This is a genomic window from Methylobacterium indicum, from assembly GCF_001043895.1.
Taxonomy (GTDB): domain Bacteria; phylum Pseudomonadota; class Alphaproteobacteria; order Rhizobiales; family Beijerinckiaceae; genus Methylobacterium; species Methylobacterium indicum.
The window spans coordinates 1-18,187 of the sequence record NZ_JTHF01000044.1 but is presented as its reverse complement, the minus strand read 5'-3'; the positions used below and the strand labels follow the sequence as shown (position 1 = coordinate 18,187).

The window sequence follows — 18,187 nt, the reverse complement described above, 5'->3', positions numbered from 1 at the left end:
CACCTAGGCGCCGCGGAAACACTGCGGCGCGCTCCGATTGATCAATCGCCTATCGGCGACGGGACGCGCCTGAACCTTCCGCTAGAGTGCGGAGCTTGGCGTTGTCGTGTTTGAGGAAGTCGAGATAGGCCGCCGCGGCGGCTTGTTCGGGGAGGTCCACTTCGCTGCCCTCCGGCCAGAAGCCGATGACGCGATGAAGCCGCCCATCCGGGACGCGCTTGACCCCGACGAAGGCGCGGATGCCGGCCGGAACCGGATCCGTGATGCCCGCGACGTGGCGGGCAAGCGCCAGTTCGGAGGACCCCGCGAGGCGAACCCGGTGTTGCCGATCGCCCCGGCGCCGGAAAAACCGAACGTCGCCCTGGTGGCAGGCATCGAGGACGCTGCGAAGGTGAGCGATCGCGGGAGGGATCGCGCTCATGCGGCCTCCCCGATCTTGGGCTTGGCCGAAGGCCGCACCGCCTCCACGAGGTCGGCCGCCCCTAGGATGGCGGCCGATGCGCTCCTGAGGGCGTAGGCGAGGCCGCGGGCGTCGCCGATTGCCGCGAAGTCGCTCGCGACTGCGGCATAGGTCGAGGCGCACGCCGTCATCTCGGCGATGGCATCGAACGTGGCGCGTAGAGTGTCGGGATGAGGAGCGGGTCGGCTCATGCGCGCCCCCGCTGCCATGTGTCCGACACGTTGAGCGCCAGTTCGGCGATAAGTGCCGCTACGGCGTCGCTCGTGCGGGTCCGCTGCTGAACGCGACGGATGCGAATGTCTTGGATCGGGGGGATGCGGTCTTGCCCTGACCGGGGGGTTCGATTATCTCTCACGGGCTGATTTTTCAAACTTTGGCCCCGTAGCGAGCGACCCTCGTTGCGGGGTCTTCTTGCGTTTGGGGCCGGCTACAGAGTGCCGGCAGGACTTCCCGCCGACGGCGGAAGTTCAGACGGCGATGGACGATCGGGCTTCAGTCTCGATGCCGAGCATCCGCAGCGTATCGGCCGGCATCACCATTGGGGTCTTGCCCAGCCAAACGGCTTTAAGCTCCCCCTTGTGGATCGCGCGATAGAACGCGCTCCGCGGCCGACCTGTAACCTTTGCCAGATCGGGAACGCTGGTCTGCCGTCCTTCCCGGGCCTGCATCTCAATCTGACGCGGCGACATGGCGGGGGTCTCCGTGATGGTTCGTTCTGGTGTGCACGAACATAGCGCGACTCGCATGGAACAGCAACCAACGTGCAGCTTCTTGTCATCACATTGACCGGCGGAGCCCGTTGACGGCGGCACGTGCCAACCCCATACCCATGGAACAGGCGCGACGATTGAGACGAGAGACCCCGATGCCCCGCATGGCAGTTGCAAAAGAAAACGACCGCGTTTCAGTATCGACGCGGACCAGTGCTCAGTTGAGAGAAAGAATTGAGGAGGCCGCTAGAAAGTCAGGTAGATCTCTATCCCAAGAAATGGAAAAGAGACTTTCAGAAAGCTTCATTGCGGATGATATTGTTGCTCATGCTTTTGAGCGCGCAAAAGACGGATATCAGTCTGTAATCGATATGATGGGCGGGCCTGCAACTTTCAGCCTTGCCCAGGATATTGCATTTTTGGTTGAGGGCACCGAAGAGGCTGGCGGGCAGGAATGGCATAGCTCGCCAGATATGCGCGCGAAGGTGTTCCGAGTGATCGAGGCCGCGCTACCCACATTGCTGCGCGCAAATCGCCCAACGAAGCCTGTGGATATTGCTGAAGGCATCATCTTTAGAGCCGCCGAGCTATCTCGGTTCCTACCTGAAAAGCCGCGTGCCAAGCCGGCTGAAGCGCTGAAGGATGCCAGGTTCGTGACCGACGAGGAACTTAAGCGCTTCTTCTACCTGAACGAGGATAACGCCTAGGCGCGGTAGATTGCGCCCGTCCTGCCTAGCGGGTGTGACATATTGTGCATAAGTACGATTTTCTGAAATAGAACGCGACAGGTGCAACGGGTGAAACGACAGTAACGGCCCCGGTTGTATGACATTTCGTCGGTTCGTGATTAACTCCTGTGGTGAGATCACCTCGGGAGTTTTGTCGTGCGCGCTCCGCATACTGAAATTCTAAGCGTCCGCGTGCCCGAGCCGTTGCTTTCGGCTCTGCACGCCGAAGCTCGTCGGGAGGGTGTGAAGCTCTCGGCCGCGACCCGCCTTGCCATCACGGCTGGCATCAGCGCGATCCGAGCCCGCGCCTCGAACGATCCTGACGGCCCGCCCCCTGCTGGCCCCGCCGCCGCGATGCGGAGCGCCGCCTAATGTCTGAGCCGACGCTGCGCGAAATCCTTGAGCCTCAGGCCGCGACCGCGCACGAGGTCGTTGCGGCCCGGATAGCATCGAACCCGGATGACGGGTCGTACAGCGGTGCCCTCAGGTTCACCCTCGGTGACCCGTTTCCGCGCGTGGCCGAATGGATCCGGCAGGGCACCGGCCAGTGGCTCGGCCCCCAGGCGACATGGGTCCGGTTCTACCGCCTCGATCGAGAGGCGGGGATGCTCGTGGTCCTGCACACTCCGACGCAGGCCGGCGAGGTCGAGCTTACCGTCGTCAGCGATCCTGGCATGGTCTCCCGCTCGATCTTGCGGGCCGTCAGCCGGTGGGCCTTCGGGGACGTGTGCGCGACGCGGCTCGTGGTTCACATCCCCTCGGGGACCGCGTGGCTCGCCGATTACGCCCGGCGGGCAGGCTTCAGCCATGAGGGCATGGCCCGCGATTACTTCGCCTCAGGCGCCGATGCCTCGGTTTGGGCGATGACGCGGCAGTCTTGCCGCTGGCTGCCGCGCCCTCTGCTGGCAATCACTACAGAAGACCCATCCCCGCCCTCTAGCAACGCGAGGCACTGAGTTATGTCGCTCCTCGACGCGATCACCGGCGGGGCGTACGAACGCGCTGCGAAAGCCAATCAGTTCGCCATTAACTCCGGCACTCGTCTCGGCGCCGACGCGCTGACGAACGGCACGGCCATGGCTCAGGGCTATCTCGGGGTAAATACCACGGGGGCCGGGCAAAACTCCCTCACTGCCCTGCGGGACAGTTACGGGACAGCCCGAACCGACCTGATGAACGGGTCTAATCAGGCGCAAGCTTATCTCGGAAAGCTCGGCGACAGCTACGGACATATGGTTCAGGGCGGACAGAATGCCTATGACGCCTATCTGAACGCGACCGGGGCCAACGGCCAAGCCGGATCGCAGGCTGCCCAGGCGGCTTTCCAGGCCAGCCCTGGCTATCAGTATGCGATGGACCAAGCATTGGGCGCTGTGCAGCGTAGTGCTGCGGCCCGTGGCGGTCTTGCCGGTGGTAACGCTACGACCGACATTCTGCGCACCGCGACCGGCCTCGCCGATCAGAACTATCAGCAGTATATCAATAACTTGGGCAACGCTGCGCAGAGCTACGGCACGGGTCTCGCGGGGCAGGGCCAGGGCTATTTAGGGCAGGCCAACGCTGCGCAGGGGCTTGGGACGCAACTCGCGTCGCTCGGGCAGACCTTCGGACAGAACCAAGCCGGGGTTTACGGTACTGCTGCGCAGCAACAGGCGCAGTTCGGCCAGGGCGTCGCCGGCCTTCAGATGAGCGCCGCCGATGCCTTGGTGAAAAACAACAACACGCTCGCGCAGGGACAGACCCAATCAAGCAACAACTTCTTGGGCGCCCTCCTTGGTGGCGCGTCCAGCGTCTTCGGCGCGGCTGGCAAGGCCGGCGGTTTTGGCAATCTGTTCTCGTGAGGTCGTGAATGTCGTTCGCCGAATACTACCGCGGGTTCGCCGGCCTCGGGGATGCCTATGCCACGGGCCTTGAGGAAAACCGCCTCCGCACCGCCGCGAGCCGTGTCGGCCAGCAGCTCGGGGCTGGCGACTACCAAGGCGCGGCCTCGACGGCGTTCGATGCCGGCGACACGCAAACCGGCCTCGGGTTGCTCAAGCTCGGCGAGACGCACCGGCAAAACCTCCTGTCGCAGCAGGCAAGCCAAGCGTTCGCGAACGGCATCGGGGCTCTCTACGGCGGTGGAGGAGGCGGCGGGCAGCTTGGCCCGCTCGGGTCCCTCGGCAGCCCCCAGGGCGGCCCGGCGGGAAAGCTCCCCACATTCGCCGGGGGCGGTGCCGGGGCCATGGCGATGCCCTCCGGGACAGGTGGGGAGGCCGAACGACGCTTCGTCGGCGCACTGCAGGCCGGCGGCCTCACGAACCCCTACGGCCTCGCCGCTGTGGCGGCCTATGCCAACCGTGAGAGTGGCTACAAGGGATCGAACATCACCGGCTCCTGGAGCGACCCGAGCGAGAGCGGCGCGCCGGGCCAGTCGGGCGGCATCCTGTCATGGCGCGGCGATCGGCTCGCCAACATGCGCCGGTTCACGGCGGGGGCGCCCGATCCCGTCACGGCGCAGGCGCAATTCACCCTGGCCGAAAACCCGCGCCTGACGCAGGCCCTTCAGAATGCCAGGAGCCCCGAGGAAGCCAACGCGTTGATGGCCGATGCCTGGCGCTTCGCGGGCTACAACCGGCCCGGGGGCGAGAACGCGGCGCGGCTCAATGCAACCCGCTCCTATCTCGCACGGCTGAACGGTGGCGGGTTCGGTGGCGCGCAGTCCTCGACGCAGGTTGCGACAGCCGACGACGGCATGGGTGCTGGGATGCCCTTGCGCGCCGCGCCAGCCTCTCGGCCCGTCATGATGGCTTCAGCGGACCCGCAGGCCGATATGCCCGCCCCAGATGGCTCGCCCGCCGGATACTTCGTCCCGCCTGCCGCTTCGTTGGGAGCGCCGGGCTCGCGGTCGTTGGGAGGCGGCGCCCTGACCCTGCCCCCGTCCGTATCGGGTGAGAAGGGCCCCGGCGGGCGGATGGCATCCCCCGCGCGGCAGGCCAGCGCGCAGGCCCCCGACCGGATCGGCAATGTCCCCGTCGCTGCCATCACGGCGGCCCCGGCGAGCGGGCAGGCGATCGGCTTCCTGATCCAGGCAGCGGCCTCGCCGAACCTGCCTGATGGGCAGCGCCAGATTGCCCAGATCCTCCTCAAGAACAAGCTTGATGAGACCAGCCTGCCGCCTGAGGTGAAGGAATACAATCTTGCGAGGGCACAGGGCTTCACCGGCACGTTGCTCGACTACAAGCGCGAACTTAAGCGCCCCGGTGGCCCGACGCTGCTTAGCCCCGGGCAGACCGTCTATGACGAGGCCACGAACAGCGCCAAGTTCACGGCGCCGGAGCGCAACCGCTCGAACATCGCCGATGACGTGGCCGCGCGATCGGAGGCGGCTCAGTCTCTCGGCCTCACGCCCGGGTCACCCGAATACAAAAGCTATGTGCTGAGCGGGAAGATGCCCCGTGAGGATCAGCAGCCCTATACCGCGTCGGACAAGAAGGCGATCCTAGAAGCCGACGAGGCGGTTGCGGGAGCCCAGACGGTTATCGGCAATCTTCAGCAGGCGAAGGATCTCTCCGCTAAAGCGTACCAGGGGCCAACTTCGAAAGCCCGTGCCCTCGGAACGTCGTTCTTCGGTAGCGAGGCAGGGCAGGCGACGCTTGAGCTTGATAACCTCGTTACCTCGAACGCACTGGCACAACTTAAGAGCATCTTCGGCGCGGCTCCGACTGAGGGCGAACGCAAGATCCTCTTGGACATTCAGGGCTCATCCGATCTGCCACACGCCCTCAGGGTGAAGATCTATGATCGGGCCATCGCAGCGGCTGAACGGCGGCTTACGCTCAAGCAGCAACAGGCTACCGAGATGCGGGACCGGACGTACTTCCAGCCCGGCAACGGGCCGGCGGCATCGCGCTCGGGCAGCACCCCCGCGGCTCCGCAGCGCAACGCCACGCCGCAGGGCGCTCCCGCCCTTCAGGATCTCGAAGCCGAAGCCCGTCGCAGGGGGTTGATCCGATGAGCGCTGGCCTGTCGTCCGTCACCGACGCGGACCTGATGCGGATGCTGGGCGCGGCCCGCGGGGCGGCCAAGCGTGACGCATCGAGCGTCACCGTGCCGTCGCCGTTCGCGGATCCATCGGCCGCGGCGCCGGAAGGTCTGTCGATCCGCGTGCAGCCGAACAACTCGGCCGCGCCTGCCCCGACGAGCCCCGACACCGCCTCGCCGGCCGGGGACCTCTCCGGCCTCTCGAACGAGGACCTGATGCGGCAGCTAATGGGCGCCCGCGCCGCGGCGGCCAAGGGGCCGGATGCCTCGTTCGGTGATCGGTTCGGCGCAGGCCCGATGGCTCGCCAGGGTGCCGCGCCCCGGGCCCTCGGCGGCGGCGACGCTCCCTCGATCGGCAACGATCAGGCGGCGGCGGATGCCCTCTACGGCGGATTGCAGCGGCAGGCCGATGAACGATTGATCGGTCCTGCCTCGGCCGGCAACGCCGCGGTGGCGGGTCTGCGCGAGTTTGGCAACTCGGTCGGTCTGAACGTCCCGCGCAACGCCGCGGCGGCCCTCGCCAGCGCCCCGGAATGGCTCGGGGGCAACGGCGCGTCGTTCGATAGCAATTACCAGATCGCGAAGGATCAGGACGCGGCCCTTGCGCGCCAGAACCCCAAGAGCGCGCTCGCGGGGACGATCGGCGGCATCGGCGCGGGTGCGGTGGTCCTGCCGGCATGGGGCGGGGCCTCAACGATTGGTCGCCGGGCTATCCAGGCAGGTATTACAGGAGCGGGCTACGGCGCGGCTGGCGAATATCTAGATAGCAAGGACGTGGGGCGAGCGGGGGTCGCGGGTCTCGCGGGTCTTGGCCTTGGTGCGGCCGGCAGCGCCGTGCTCGAAAAGGCTGCTCCGGTCGTTCTCCGGTTGGCCGAACGTGGCATCCAGGCATTCCGGCCGGCGGCCCCTGGCGCTCCTCCCGCCCTCACGGCAGAGGCCGCGGCGGCGCTCCGCGAGGTCGGCTTAGATCCCGCCAGCATCCCCTCCGACGTACAGGCGCAGCTTGCGCAGGCATTCCAGGCCAAGGGCGTTTCCCCGGCGGTGGCCCGCGAGGCTATCGCGGCCGAACAGGGGATCACCCTGTCCCGGGGGCAGGCAACGCAGGACCCGCAGGTCGCGGCCCTGGAAGCCGGCGCGCTGGCCGGCAGTCGCGGCGCGCGTGCGCAGGGCATCGCCAGTGAGTTCGAGGCGCAGCAGGCGGCACAGGTCGCGGCGGCTCGGGATCGGCTGCAAGGCGTCGCGGCCCGAGGCGGTGAGCGGATCGACAGCCCTCAAGCGGCGTTCGAGGCGGTCGCCGATCGCGCCCGACTGGCAGGAGACGAGACGGCGCAGCGGATCGCAGCGGCCCGGCTTGCCGAACAGGAAGCCCTAGGAGCCGTTTCCGGCCCTGCGGGTGCCGATGCCCTGTCGGGAGCACAAACGGCCGTGGCGGGCGTGCGTGAGGCCGCAGAACAGGCCCGCGGGCGGTATCGCGAGGCTTACGGCGACGTGGCGGCCATCCCGGGCACCTTCGCGCCTGGTGCCCTGTCCGATGTCGGCGCGGCGGTGCGCCGTTCGCTCGGGCCTGAGGTGCCGATTGATCCGGTTCTGACGCCAGCAGCGACACGGGCAGTCCAAGACCTCGACAACCTGTCGGCGGTGCTCGGCCTCAGCCCCGATCAGGGCCCGAACCTTCAACAGGTCGAACAGGTCCGCAAGCGTCTCGGGGCGCTCTACGGCGGCACCGCGCAGAACCCGACCGATCGCCGGGCGATGGGCGCGGTCATGAACGCCTTTGACCAGCGGGTGGAAGACCTGATGGCGATTGGGCGGTTCGGGCAGCAGCCCGTGCGCAATGCCGGCAGCTTCCTCGACATGCCTCCCGCTCCGCCGACGCCTCGGCCGGGCAACTTCATGGACGTGGCCGCGACGCAGCAGGGCAAGGGTACGCCCGAGACGCTGACGCGCTACCTCGCCCGAACCGGCGGCATCGCGCTCGATGACGAGGCGCGGGCGGCGGACCTCAACCGGCTGTATGTGCCGGGGCAAGGCACTCTCGCTCGGCGCAACGGGCGCTCGCCTGATGACCTCCGGGTGGCGCTTCAAGAGGAAGGTTTCTTCCCGCCGGATGCCCTCGGCGGGATCTCGGCCCGCGACGTGCAGGACCGGATCATTGAGGCGATCCAGCGGGAGCAGCGCGGGCAACCCCTCTATCGGGCCCAGGACGAGGCGGCGGCAGCGGCCAGGACGGCGGCTCGAGGATCGGACGAGGCGGCCGACTATGCCGCCCGGCTCGATCGCGAGACGAGGCGCACGGCGATTGCCCTTGAGGCGGAAGGTCTGTCGGCCCGGGACTTGGATCCGGCGACCCTACGCGACGCGGCCGAGATGATGTTGCGCCGTGAGGTCGATGACGCCGGCACGGCCTATGAGCGGGCCGCCAGGGAGCGCGCGGGACTGTCCGAGGGGTTTGCCGCACCGCGCGGCGAACCGGCCCCTGAGGCGCCTTTCCCGGGCCTGGGCGAGGCGGTCGGCCCCGCGACCTCGGACGCCCTGCCGATCGGCGACACGGCGCCGGCAGAGGCGATGCGGAAGGCTCGGGGGCTGTTCCGCGAGTTCAAGGAGGCGTTTTCGCCCCGAGGACCAGGGGACGTGGCAGGCCAGAGGCTCCAAAAGATCGTGGAGCGCGACGCCTCGCCCTCCGACATGGTGACGGCGCTGTTTGGGTCCACTACGGGCAAGGTCTCCTCCGGCCAGATGCAGACCCTTGCGAGGGTGCGAGGCGCCGTAGGGGCTGAAAGCGAGACGTGGAAGGCAGTCCAGCAAGCGTTGATCGCCCGATATCTTGGCGGTGAAAGTCAGGGTCTCGCGGGGCGGCTGGATTATCTCCTGCGGGGCGAGGGGCGTTCTCTGGCGGCCGGCTTCCTGACCGAGGAGCAGCGCGGCGCCCTCGGCAAGCTCCGGGGTGCCATCAGCCTGACCGAGAGGGCGCGGGCGGAAGCGCCGGCCTGGGTCTCGAACCTCGAACGATCGGGGTTCGATCCGAACGCCATCGCCGCAAGCCTGTTCGGCTCCGGCGTCCCCGGCGCCCGGGTCGGGGCCGTGAACGAGGCAAAGGCGGCCAAGGGCTTCCTCGGGGAGGACAGCCCGGAATGGGCGATGCTGCGACAGGCGGCCGTGCAACGGCTGATCGATCCCGCGGCGCCGGCCGGGCGGACCGTAGACCGGCTGCGATCCTTCACGGAGGGTCCGGGCTCGGGGGTGGCTCGCGAGTTGTTCAATCAGGAGGAGCTTGGACACTTCCGGCGGCTCGCGACGGCGTTGCAGGCGACGATCCGGCCTGACGGTGCGATGCGCTCCGGGTCCGAGAGGGCGGCCGGCGCGGTGGCGAAGGCGGTCGATCTGATTGCCGGCGCGGTGGCGTTCAAGGTGGCGGGCCCTGGCGCCGGCCTCGCCACTTACGGCGCCAAGGTCGGGCAGCGAGCGCTTGTCGGCGGCGTCGGGGCTGCGAAGGCTCGGGCCTCGTTCCAGGGTGGCGCCCCGCGGGTGCCGCAACCCGCCCCGGTCCTCGATCTCCGCCAGATCGGGCCCGGCTCGGGACTGGCGGCCGAATACGGCCTCGCCGAATAGAGCTCTGGGGCTGGCGTTAGGGCCAAGATGACGCCACCTTAGCGGGAAGGCCGGGCAGCAGTGAGTTGTCCGGCCGAACCCGCCGCGAGAGATGATCCCCGAATGCCCGCGACTACCGCTATCGGAATGGCGATGCCGATTGCCGCGGCCTCGATCGTTAGCGTGGGCCTGTTTGCGTGGGGGTGGCGATACGATCAATACGAGCGGGCTGGCGCCAAAGCGCCATGGTATTTTCAGGCATCTATATTCTTTGTGCCTGCAATATATGGACTGCTCGCCTATTTATTGCGGAACAATGTTCCTAAGACATATTTTGATTTTTTTGGCGCGGCCATGATTGGGCAATGTTTTGCGATGATATTTTTGATTGCCCTGTCGAGCGCGATATGGGGCAGCCGCGGTAAGGCGGCTCGTAATCGGGTGCTCCCTGCCGTTTTTGCGGCTGGCTTTGCCCTGTTGATCCTCTCCGGCGCCTTCGCCGGCTGAAACAGCGAGCCCCGCCGGCCGGGTGGCCTGACGGGGCTGGCGGGGCCGATACGCGACGCGGCCCAGACGCAGGATGATGGGTAACGGTTAGCGCTTCCTCAAGGTGCCCTCGAACATCTTGCGCACCTCCGCCACGTCCGGCGGCTCCTCGCACCGGAGCAAGGCGGCGGCCTCCTCGTGGCAGTCGAGCCAGAGGCGGGCGAAGTGAACGAACCTCCCCCCGGCGCGCTCGAACCCGACACGGGCGGCCCTGAGGCTGGCACGCTCCATCCGGCGCCGGAGGTAGCGGACCCTCAGGCAGAGCCAGAGGAACCGGGCGGTCTCGCGCGGCGACAGGCGCGGTTCGGAGGTCGGCAGAGCGGTCGGCATCAGAACCCCACGAGCCAGAGCATGACGAGGGCGGCGGCAGTGACGACGTTGCCCCTCCCGGCCTCGTGGCCTGCCTTGGCGAGCACCTGGCGCTGTATGGCCCGGAGGCGCATCAGGCCGAACGCGACGCCGCGGGGCTGGCCGAGGGCGAGGGACAGGCGGGCGGTAGCGGCGAGCTTCACGGGCGTTTCTCCGAGGCGAGGGTTTCGAGGTCACGGTCTCCGCCGCGAAGCCAGATGAGTTGCGAGACGTGCCCCTCGGGGGCGCCAAGGGACGGCTCATCGTCCCCGCCGTCCTCGTCGTCGGGATTGCCGTCCATCTGGTCGAGGATCGCAATGAGCTTGTCGGCGGTATCGAGGGCGGCTTGCGCCGCAATCTCGATCTGCTCCCGGAAGGCGGCTTGAGCGTCCCGGGGCTTGGTCGGGCGAGGACGGGGGCGGAAGGTCACGACGTTGGACACCGGCTAGACCTCCTGCATGTCGTCGGGGCCGGACTTGCCGGCGAGCGCCCAGGCCGGCGCCGAGCCCTTGCCGGCTCGCGCGTTCACGGCCTCCCATCCCGCGTCGCTGTCCGGGCCGACCTCGAACCCGACCCATCCCGGGAGGGGTTCGACGCCCGAAGCCGCCATCATCGCCCGGATCGCGGCCACGAGGCGCCGTTCCTCGGGATAGCGTTGGTCGTCCATGCTGTCGTTCTGGGGCCGTCCGATTGCCTCCTCAGCGTTGACGGACAAGGCCAGCGCCAGGGCGCCGAGCCCGGCGAGCGTGGCAGGCGGTGGCAGGGCTGCGATAGCGTTCGCCACGTTCCCGCAATGGTGCAGGACGGCGGTAAAGGCGCGGTCCTCGGGGGAGTACGGGGCACACGCCCCGAGCGGGTGCGCGTCGCGGGTCCAGGCGAACGCCTGCCGCAGGGCGGGCAGCATGGCGACGTGGGGGTCTGTGAGGCCGGCCGGCGGGGGCGCCACGCCGATCGCGTCCGCGTCCGACTGCACCGACCGGGACAGGTCATCGAACGGCTTCGCAAAGCTCTTGATCCGGCAGAGGTCGAGAAGCGACGCCTTGGCCCGCATCCCCTCGACGGTGCGAGCCCGGGTCGAGACGATCCGCGCCAGGACGGCGGCGCCGCGCTGTTCGAGACGCACCCAATCCGGGCTGTCGAAAGCGTCGGGGTTGTCGTTCGCCGCAAGGGTCTCGTCCTGAGCCTTCCCGATCGCGACGAACTCCTGAACGAGGGAGACCAGGACGCGATCCACGATCGCGGCGGCCTCGCCGGGGGTGGCGGCGCCGGCCTCCAGCTTCGGCGGCCGGATCACCAAGCGGGCCGCGACCTTCAGGGCGGCGGCGCGATCCCGGAGGCTCGGGCGATCGGGGTTGCGGCGGAGGACGTTGCGCAGGTTGAGGGCGGACATGGGCGTGATCCATGGTTGCCCCGGGAGTACCGGGGCGGGTTGAAAGACGAAGGCGGGAAGTGGATCGGACTTAGACAGTCCAGGCGCGAGTGATGTCGGCGAGAAGCGTGTTGTCGTGGATGCGCCCGTTGCACATCATCTCGTAAGAGGTCCGAGACATCAGGATCTCGTCACGCTGTTCGTCGGTGCTCGGGGTCCGGCTCGCGATTTCCTCCGCGATCCGCGCCAGCGCGAAGGCGGCCCGCTCGCTCTCGAAATCGGGGAGGTCCCCCAACTGGCCGCGGTCGCAGTAGGAGCGAGCTACGACGCCCTCCCAAGAGAACCGCACGGCCTGAAACGCCTCGAACAGGTGCGCGAGGCTGAGCACGTCGAGGCCGGAAAGCTCGATTTGCTCCGCCGACAGCTTGGCCCGCTCGGCGTAGTCGAGCGCGACCGGCGCGGGGGCGGGCTCGCCGATGGGCGGAGCGGTGTTGCCCCAATCGGCCGCGACCATGGCCGAGAAGGCGTCGAGGATCCGGCCGAGCACATGGCCGGCATCATCCACATCGCCGTCAGGGTGGGTGACCCGGGCAACCCGGAAACGGGCGAACTCGACAAGGGCGCGGCGACCGGCTTGGGTGGTCGGCACGGTCTGCCAAACGGCCTTCTGCGCCTTCATGTCGGCCTCGCAAAGGGCGCCCTCGTGCCTGGATTGCTCCGGCGATACGCCCTCTCCGGGAATTGCAGCCTCGAAGGCATCGAACGCTGCCGTTGCCGCCTTGCTGGCGGCGATGGCCGCAAGGATCGGGTCGGGCGCGACCTCTCGGCCGAGATGGCGCATCTCCTTCGGCTCCCGGGCGTGCTCGCCGAACGTGATGTTGCGGAAGGCCACGGCCATCGGATGGTCGCGATCGGCCGCGGTGTCGTCCCCGCGGGAATTCCCCTGGCGGGAGATGACGGCGGCGGCGTAGGCGGCCCGATCGGCGTCCGAGTGCAGCGGCGAGTGCAGGAGCGCCCGGAACGCCTCCTCCTCCGCCTGCCGCCGCTCGGCGAGGTCCGGCATCCCGTAGGCTTCGGCATACAGGGCATAGCCGTAAGCCATCTCATGCGCGGCCAGGAGCGCGGCGAGGGCGGCGGAGGGCTTCCCGGCCGGCTTGCGGCTCATCACCTTCGCGGCGGATGCCTTCAGGGCGGCGGCGCGCTCGCGCAGGGACAGGCGGGGCGCGTCGGGGTTGCGGCGGGGGAGCTTAAGAGCAAGCTTCATGGCATGTGGTCCTGTGGGCATGTAGGCAAGAGGGCTAGGCGGCTGGTTGTCTTGGCGGTGGCTAGAAGTGCGTGGCGAGGCCGATCAGGTGCATTCCGCCCGCGACCAGGGCGAAGGCCGAGAGGAGGTCGCCGGAGGCGTTCAGGAAGCGGACGGCGCGCACGAAGGCGGTATCCGGCCGAACGGCGGTGACAGCCTCCCATTCCTCGATCTCGCCGGGCACGGGCTCGTCGGGTGGCAGCGTGGGGGCGGCGCGGCGATAGATCGGCGCGGGGAAGTAGCTGCGGGCGCCAGCTGCCCGCCAGGGGCGCACGGGCATGTCGGTGAGGCGGCGGGGAGCGGAGGACATCGACCGGGCCTCAGGCCATGCGCGCCAGGACGGCGGCGAAGCGCTCGAACAGGTCCACCCTGTCGAACTCGGTTGCCGTCTCGGCGAGGTGGCTCGCGAGGGCGGCGGCCTCGGCGAGGTTGGCCGGGGTGAGGGCCAGCAGGGCGTTGAGCGCCGCCGTCTCCTCGGACGCGGCCCGATCGGCGATGGCGAGCGTCAGGGGCTCGTCGGGGGCGCCGTCCTCCTCGGCCCGCACGTAGTCGGTGACGGCCTGCGTCACGGCGAGGAGGGCGCTGCGGTGGTCGTCCAGGGCGGCCAGGAACCGGCTCGGCCGGGAGGGCGCCGGCAGTGCCAGGATGGGCGCGGGGGGCGGCAGGGCGAGGACCGGGGCGGCGGCCTCGACGGGCAGCACCCGCGCCAGGGGAGCGGCGAGCCCTGCGACCGCGGCGGCCACGATGGCGCGGCGGGCCGGCAGGACGGTGAAAAGGGCGAGCGACAGCATTTCCATAACCGGGGCTCCGGGGGATCAAGGTTTCAGGGATTGGGTCTGAGGAGTGCCGGGCCTCAGGGCGGCCCGGTGGCCTGCGGGATCAAGCGGCGAGGCCGCTGTCTAGGGCCCATCGGGGATGATCGCCGTCCGGGCCGTAGAGGTCGGGGAACAACGACCAAAGGCGGTCGCCCATCCGATTGAGGATGTGGTTCGCGACGCCGCTCGCCTCGTCGCGCAAGGCGACATCGTGGAACTGGTCGGCATCGGCCATGCCGTCCCCGTGGATGTAATCCGCAAGGTGCATGGTGATGATCGCCGAGCCGATCTCGGCCTGAACCTCCGGGGCGAGGAGCTTCCACGCCTCGGCCGGAGAGAACGGCAGGGGCAGGCGGGACCAGAACGCGGCGTGGTCAGGCAGCCGGTTGGCGTCACCACCGCGCAGAGCGGGCCTAGCGGCCACCGCAGGGGCGCCCAGGGCCGCGAAGGCGCCAGCGCCGAAGATGGCCCCGAAGATGCTGCGGCGACTCGTGCGGACGGGCTGGGGCGCCGACAGCGCCACGGGGGCGGCCTCGACTGCGGGGGCAGGCGCGGCGTCCTGCGCGACCGCGGCGGCAGCCTCACGGGCCGGGATCTCGGCGGCCTCGCGCTGCATGACGGCCACCTCGTGATCGGCCACGATGCACGCCCGGTCGTGGCCGGCTGGGGAAATCTCGCGGTCCGTCGCCTCGATCGAATAGGCGTAGGGGCAGCCTGGAACGGCCTTGAAGTCGTAATGCCGCGCGAGGGCGCGAAGGGCGTTCTTGTCGGTGCTGTAGCCGTCCCGGTTCAGGGGAATGCGGGTGCCGTTGGCTTCGGCCACGAAGAACCGGCCGGAGGTGGCGTCGGCGATGATGGAGACGGTGCGGGCCATGGGTGCGGGTCCTTAGTGAGTGCAAGCGGCGCGGGCGGCCTTGGCAAGCTGCCAGGTGGCCTTGAGGGTGACGGACAGGGCTTCGCCCCAGGTGCAGCCGGTGCGGCCCTGGTGGACCTTCGCGGCGGCGATGGCGGCCGACATGATCGCGGCCTTGTCGTAGGCGCCGCCGACCACGAGGGGGCGGCGCTTGGCGGAGGTCGCGGCGATGAACCCTTGAGCGGCGAGGAGGCCGGCGGGGCGCTTGGCGCGATCCGCCTGGATCTCCTTCATCGCGGTAGCCCAGTAGAGGGAGCGGGTGGCGGACATCGGCTTGGCCCCAGGGCGGCGCTTCCAATTGGTGCGCCCATGAGCTAAACTAGATCGCGTCTGACCCCCTGTCAACCAAATTGGATCGCAGGGGACCTAAAAAGGATCACCAAAAGACAATGCTCACGGGCGCGCAAATTCGGATGGCGAGGGGCCTGCTGCGATGGTCCGTAAAGGATCTAGCAGAGCATTCCGGAGTATCGACAGCGACTATCAAGAGAATGGAGGAAGTCGATGGTGTCCCTAAGTCAATCGCTGACAATCTTTCGAAAATACAGACCGTTTTAGAGAAAAGCGGCATTCAGCTAATTCCCGAGAACGGCGGCGGTGCCGGCATCCGCCTTCGCAGTCGAGCGGACGGGACGCGCGATGAGCACTAGAAGCGGCCGAGGGCGCCCGTGCGGGCTTGTGGGCATGACATCTCGCCACCGTGCGGGAGTGCCCGCGGGCGGGCCTGCTGGCGTGCCTCAACCGGATCTTGGGGCTTGCGGCCAAGGTTGAGGCCGTGGAGCAATCATGAAGGCGAGCCGCCTTGCGGGCCTGTGGGCAGGCAGGCGAGGCATCATGCAGGGGAGTGGGCGTGCGAACCATCGCCATCATCAGTCAGAAAGGCGGCGTCGGGAAAACGACCATCGCCGTACACCTCGCCACGGCGGGCGCACTCGCGGGCTACCGCACAGCCCTAGTGGACCTCGACCCGCAGGCCAGCGCCCGGAAGTGGGGCGACAAGCGGGAGGCAGCAGAGCCGGAGGTGATTGGCGACCACGCCGAACGGCTGCCGAACCTGATTGAGGCCGCGCAGGCCAACGGAGCGGATCTCCTCGTCATTGATACGGCGCCGAATGCGGATCGGGCCTCCCTCGCCGCTGCGCGAGCTGCGGACCTGATCCTGATCCCGTGCCGGCCGGCGGCGTTCGACCTCGACGCCATCGAGGCAACGCGGGATCTCGCGACGATCGCAAAGAAGCCGGCGTGGGTGGTGCTGTCGTCGGCCCCGGTTCGGAGCGCCATCGTGGAAGATGCGCGCTGCGGGCTTGAAGGGCAGGGGGCCAGGGTCGCGCCACAGGTGATCTATCAGCGCGTCGCCTACACGTATTCGGTGATCGACGGCCGCACGGCCGGGGAATACGAGCCCGGCGGTAAGGCGGCCGAGGAGATGGCAACCCTGTTCACATGGGCTTGCGGACAGGTGGGCTTGCCAACAGGCAAACAGGACAACAGGACGGCAGGGGGACAAGCGTGACGAAGCGACCGAGCCTGTTCAGCCCGAAGACGGCGGCGCCAGCCCAGCAGGCCGAGCCCGCCCCGGTGGCGCCAACCGTGCAGCCCGAGGTTGCCGACGCGCGGTCGGATCCGGCGCCGGCCCCCGTCCGCTATCCGAAGGCCAGCACGCGCGAGGGCAAGCGGGTGGTCACCGCCTACATCTCGCCAGAGGCGTTCCGGCAGTTGAAGCGGATCGCGGCTGACGAGGACCGGCAGCAACAGGATTTGCTCCTGGAAGGGATCAACGCCGTGTTCGAGAAGCGCGGGCTGTCTCGGATCGCGTGACAGGTGCGCGGGGCGGCTGACGGCTTGCCCCGCGACTGGTCACACTCCGATGCGGGCTTGGTGCCTAGCCTTCATGTCTACCTGTGGGCAGGCCAACTTGCGGGCTTGCTGAGGTGGGGGCATAAGCGTAACTTTCGATAATCGTCGTTCTCGAAAGTTTCAGTCAGGTGCGATCGCAGGGTCGGTGATGAAACAAAGCCCAGGCTATGATTTATCCGTGGGCTGCGACGTGGTAGGCTCGCACTCACTTGGCGGGCGAGATGCGCCTGCGCCGCGGTCTTCTCTCCGACGTGTGGGTCATTGTCTAATGCGTAGTCTCCGCTTCTTTTTTTGTGCGTCGGTCGCGCTGGCTGGAGCTTCGCCCCAAGCCCGAGCCGACGAGATCCTGCGTAATGGCCGCATCCTCGACAGTGGCCCGAATTGCGGTGACGTGCTGCTCGGGGTGCTCAATCTCGGGCGGCGCGACTGCGCGACGAAAAAGTTCACGCTCAAGCCGGATGCGTTCACGGGAGATGGCTCGGGGGCCAGCGCTGCCCCGCCCGGCGCCGACCTGCCGCGCAAGATCGGCGAGTGGTTCGGCGACCGCGCCAACGTGATGGCGTTCGCGGGCTCGGATCTCTCCGTGCGGTTTGCCAAGGCTTGCGCCAGCCTGCCCAGCACGGGCGGGACGATCTATCTGCCCAAGGGCATGCCGCAGTCGAATGGCGCCCTGGTCTGTAATGGCAAACCCGTCAGCCTGAAGGGCGACGGGCCGGGCGTCAGCCAGGTCGTGTTCACCTCGGCGGCGGCGGGTGCGGCCGGCATCTCCCTGTCGCCGGGCGACGCGCTGCGACCGGTCACGATCGACGGCCTGACGCTGACGACCTCCGTCGATCAGACCGCCGGAAACGCCGCGATCACCCTGCGTTACGGGGCCGCTCCCTCGAACATCTTCAAGGGCCCGCGCATCACAAACGTCGAGATTGCCGGCGTCGGCAACAACTCCACGTATTGGGGTAAGGGGATCGACGCCTATAATATCTGGGGTTTCGATTTTCACGGTATCCATATCCGCGGCAAGGATTTCGGCGGCGTCACATCTTTCCCGGGCGCCAATATGGGCGCCGCGGTCAGCATCACGGGCGAAAACGGCGGCGGCTGCTCGGACGGGAAGATCTCCGGCGTCAACGTGTTCTTCGCGCGATACGTCGGCTACGTAAGCGGCGATTGCGAAGGGCTGCACTGGACGGACAATACCGGTGTCGCCGTTGATCAGGGCATTAGCTGGCCGGACGCCAAGGGTTATCCTGGCTTCTTCATTTCGAACAATCATTTCAATACATTCTCGACAGCCATTGCGATATCCGGCGCTCAACAGGGCTTCATTACGAGCAACCTGCTCTACAAATGGGCCGGATCATCCCAAGATTGGCGCGGTATATATCTTGGCACTTACGTAAACGGCGCAACGACATACTACGCAAACGACAACATCATCAGAGGCAATACCATGTACGGCTCTGCCAGAGGCGGTGCCGCGGGCGGGACCGCGATCGGCGTCGATGCGACGGGCGGCGACGGCAACAA

The 18,187-nt window shown here is 68.0% G+C and carries 21 protein-coding genes; 9 read left to right on the top strand and 12 right to left on the bottom strand.

Going from position 1 to position 18,187, the window contains the following annotated elements:
- Positions 1 to 49 precede the first annotated feature (49 nt).
- The 3 genes from QR78_RS05620 to QR78_RS05610 all read right to left on the bottom strand — a co-directional run bounded on the left by QR78_RS05620 (position 50) and on the right by QR78_RS05610 (position 1,149).
- On the bottom strand, positions 50 to 421 hold the full coding sequence (locus tag QR78_RS05620) for a hypothetical protein (protein ID WP_048426523.1): 372 nt from the start codon (positions 419 to 421) through the stop codon (positions 50 to 52).
- Complete coding sequence (locus QR78_RS05615) at positions 418 to 651, bottom strand: hypothetical protein (protein WP_048426535.1); 234 nt, start codon at positions 649 to 651, stop codon at positions 418 to 420. The genes QR78_RS05620 and QR78_RS05615 overlap by 4 nt, the downstream gene beginning before the upstream one ends.
- Before the next feature lie 276 nt (positions 652 to 927).
- Complete coding sequence (locus tag QR78_RS05610; RefSeq protein ID WP_048426522.1) at positions 928 to 1,149, bottom strand: hypothetical protein; 222 nt, start codon at positions 1,147 to 1,149, stop codon at positions 928 to 930.
- A gap of 176 nt (positions 1,150 to 1,325) precedes the next feature.
- Here QR78_RS05610 and QR78_RS33875 point away from each other — a divergent pair, with 176 nt between their 5' ends.
- The 6 genes from QR78_RS33875 (at position 1,326) to QR78_RS33870 (ending at position 10,016) form a co-directional block, all read left to right on the top strand.
- Positions 1,326 to 1,877 carry a hypothetical protein gene (locus tag QR78_RS33875; protein ID WP_125900980.1) on the top strand — a complete coding sequence of 184 codons (552 nt, stop codon included), beginning with the start codon at positions 1,326 to 1,328 and terminating at the stop codon, positions 1,875 to 1,877.
- A 392-nt stretch (positions 1,878 to 2,269) separates the two neighbouring features.
- Positions 2,270 to 2,854 (top strand): GNAT family N-acetyltransferase, encoded by a 585-nt coding sequence (locus tag QR78_RS05600; protein ID WP_048426520.1) that lies wholly within the window; start codon positions 2,270 to 2,272, stop codon positions 2,852 to 2,854.
- Positions 2,855 to 2,857: 3 nt separating this feature from the next.
- Entirely contained in the window at positions 2,858 to 3,739 is an 882-nt protein-coding gene (locus tag QR78_RS05595; RefSeq protein ID WP_048426519.1) for a hypothetical protein, read from the top strand.
- 8 nt (positions 3,740 to 3,747) lie between these two features.
- Positions 3,748 to 5,895 carry a hypothetical protein gene (locus QR78_RS35625; protein WP_082171647.1) on the top strand — a complete coding sequence of 716 codons (2,148 nt, stop codon included), beginning with the start codon at positions 3,748 to 3,750 and terminating at the stop codon, positions 5,893 to 5,895.
- Positions 5,892 to 9,530, top strand: coding sequence for a hypothetical protein (locus QR78_RS05585; RefSeq protein WP_048426518.1), 3,639 nt, complete (start codon positions 5,892 to 5,894; stop codon positions 9,528 to 9,530). The genes QR78_RS35625 and QR78_RS05585 overlap by 4 nt, the downstream gene beginning before the upstream one ends.
- A gap of 132 nt (positions 9,531 to 9,662) precedes the next feature.
- The gene (locus QR78_RS33870; RefSeq protein WP_125940034.1) at positions 9,663 to 10,016 is read left to right on the top strand and encodes a hypothetical protein; all 354 of its coding nucleotides are present in this window, start codon (positions 9,663 to 9,665) and stop codon (positions 10,014 to 10,016) included.
- An 87-nt stretch (positions 10,017 to 10,103) separates the two neighbouring features.
- Here the strand turns inward: QR78_RS33870 and QR78_RS05580 are convergent, their stop codons facing one another.
- The 9 genes from QR78_RS05580 to QR78_RS05540 form a co-directional block, all read right to left on the bottom strand.
- Positions 10,104 to 10,385: a hypothetical protein gene (locus QR78_RS05580; RefSeq protein ID WP_048426517.1), complete on the bottom strand. Its 282-nt coding sequence runs from the start codon at positions 10,383 to 10,385 to the stop codon at positions 10,104 to 10,106.
- Complete coding sequence (locus tag QR78_RS05575; protein ID WP_048426516.1) at positions 10,385 to 10,567, bottom strand: hypothetical protein; 183 nt, start codon at positions 10,565 to 10,567, stop codon at positions 10,385 to 10,387. Before QR78_RS05575 ends, QR78_RS05580 begins: the two co-directional genes overlap by 1 nt.
- Positions 10,564 to 10,845: a hypothetical protein gene (locus QR78_RS05570; RefSeq protein WP_048426515.1), complete on the bottom strand. Its 282-nt coding sequence runs from the start codon at positions 10,843 to 10,845 to the stop codon at positions 10,564 to 10,566. The genes QR78_RS05575 and QR78_RS05570 overlap by 4 nt, the downstream gene beginning before the upstream one ends.
- 3 nt (positions 10,846 to 10,848) lie before the next feature.
- Positions 10,849 to 11,793, bottom strand: a complete 945-nt coding sequence (locus QR78_RS34825) for a hypothetical protein (RefSeq protein ID WP_048426514.1) — start codon at positions 11,791 to 11,793, stop codon at positions 10,849 to 10,851.
- A 70-nt stretch (positions 11,794 to 11,863) separates the two neighbouring features.
- Entirely contained in the window at positions 11,864 to 12,937 is a 1,074-nt protein-coding gene (locus QR78_RS05560; protein WP_125900988.1) for a hypothetical protein, read from the bottom strand.
- Between the two features lie 160 nt (positions 12,938 to 13,097).
- Positions 13,098 to 13,385 (bottom strand): hypothetical protein, encoded by a 288-nt coding sequence (locus QR78_RS05555; protein WP_244276347.1) that lies wholly within the window; start codon positions 13,383 to 13,385, stop codon positions 13,098 to 13,100.
- Positions 13,386 to 13,395: 10 nt separating this feature from the next.
- Positions 13,396 to 13,872: a hypothetical protein gene (locus tag QR78_RS05550; protein ID WP_048426512.1), complete on the bottom strand. Its 477-nt coding sequence runs from the start codon at positions 13,870 to 13,872 to the stop codon at positions 13,396 to 13,398.
- A gap of 82 nt (positions 13,873 to 13,954) precedes the next feature.
- Complete coding sequence (locus QR78_RS35845) at positions 13,955 to 14,764, bottom strand: hypothetical protein (RefSeq protein ID WP_244276348.1); 810 nt, start codon at positions 14,762 to 14,764, stop codon at positions 13,955 to 13,957.
- Between the two features lie 12 nt (positions 14,765 to 14,776).
- Positions 14,777 to 15,073: a hypothetical protein gene (locus QR78_RS05540; RefSeq protein ID WP_048426511.1), complete on the bottom strand. Its 297-nt coding sequence runs from the start codon at positions 15,071 to 15,073 to the stop codon at positions 14,777 to 14,779.
- A 580-nt stretch (positions 15,074 to 15,653) separates the two neighbouring features.
- Here QR78_RS05540 and parA point away from each other — a divergent pair.
- From parA to QR78_RS05525, 3 genes are all read left to right on the top strand, one after another.
- Positions 15,654 to 16,316 carry a ParA family partition ATPase gene (gene parA, locus QR78_RS05535; RefSeq protein WP_048426531.1) on the top strand — a complete coding sequence of 221 codons (663 nt, stop codon included), beginning with the start codon at positions 15,654 to 15,656 and terminating at the stop codon, positions 16,314 to 16,316.
- On the top strand, positions 16,313 to 16,621 hold the full coding sequence (locus QR78_RS05530; RefSeq protein WP_048426510.1) for a ribbon-helix-helix domain-containing protein: 309 nt from the start codon (positions 16,313 to 16,315) through the stop codon (positions 16,619 to 16,621). The genes parA and QR78_RS05530 overlap by 4 nt, the downstream gene beginning before the upstream one ends.
- A gap of 307 nt (positions 16,622 to 16,928) precedes the next feature.
- On the top strand, positions 16,929 to 18,187 hold a 1,259-nt coding region (locus QR78_RS05525), incomplete at its 3' end, for a hypothetical protein (protein WP_141657944.1).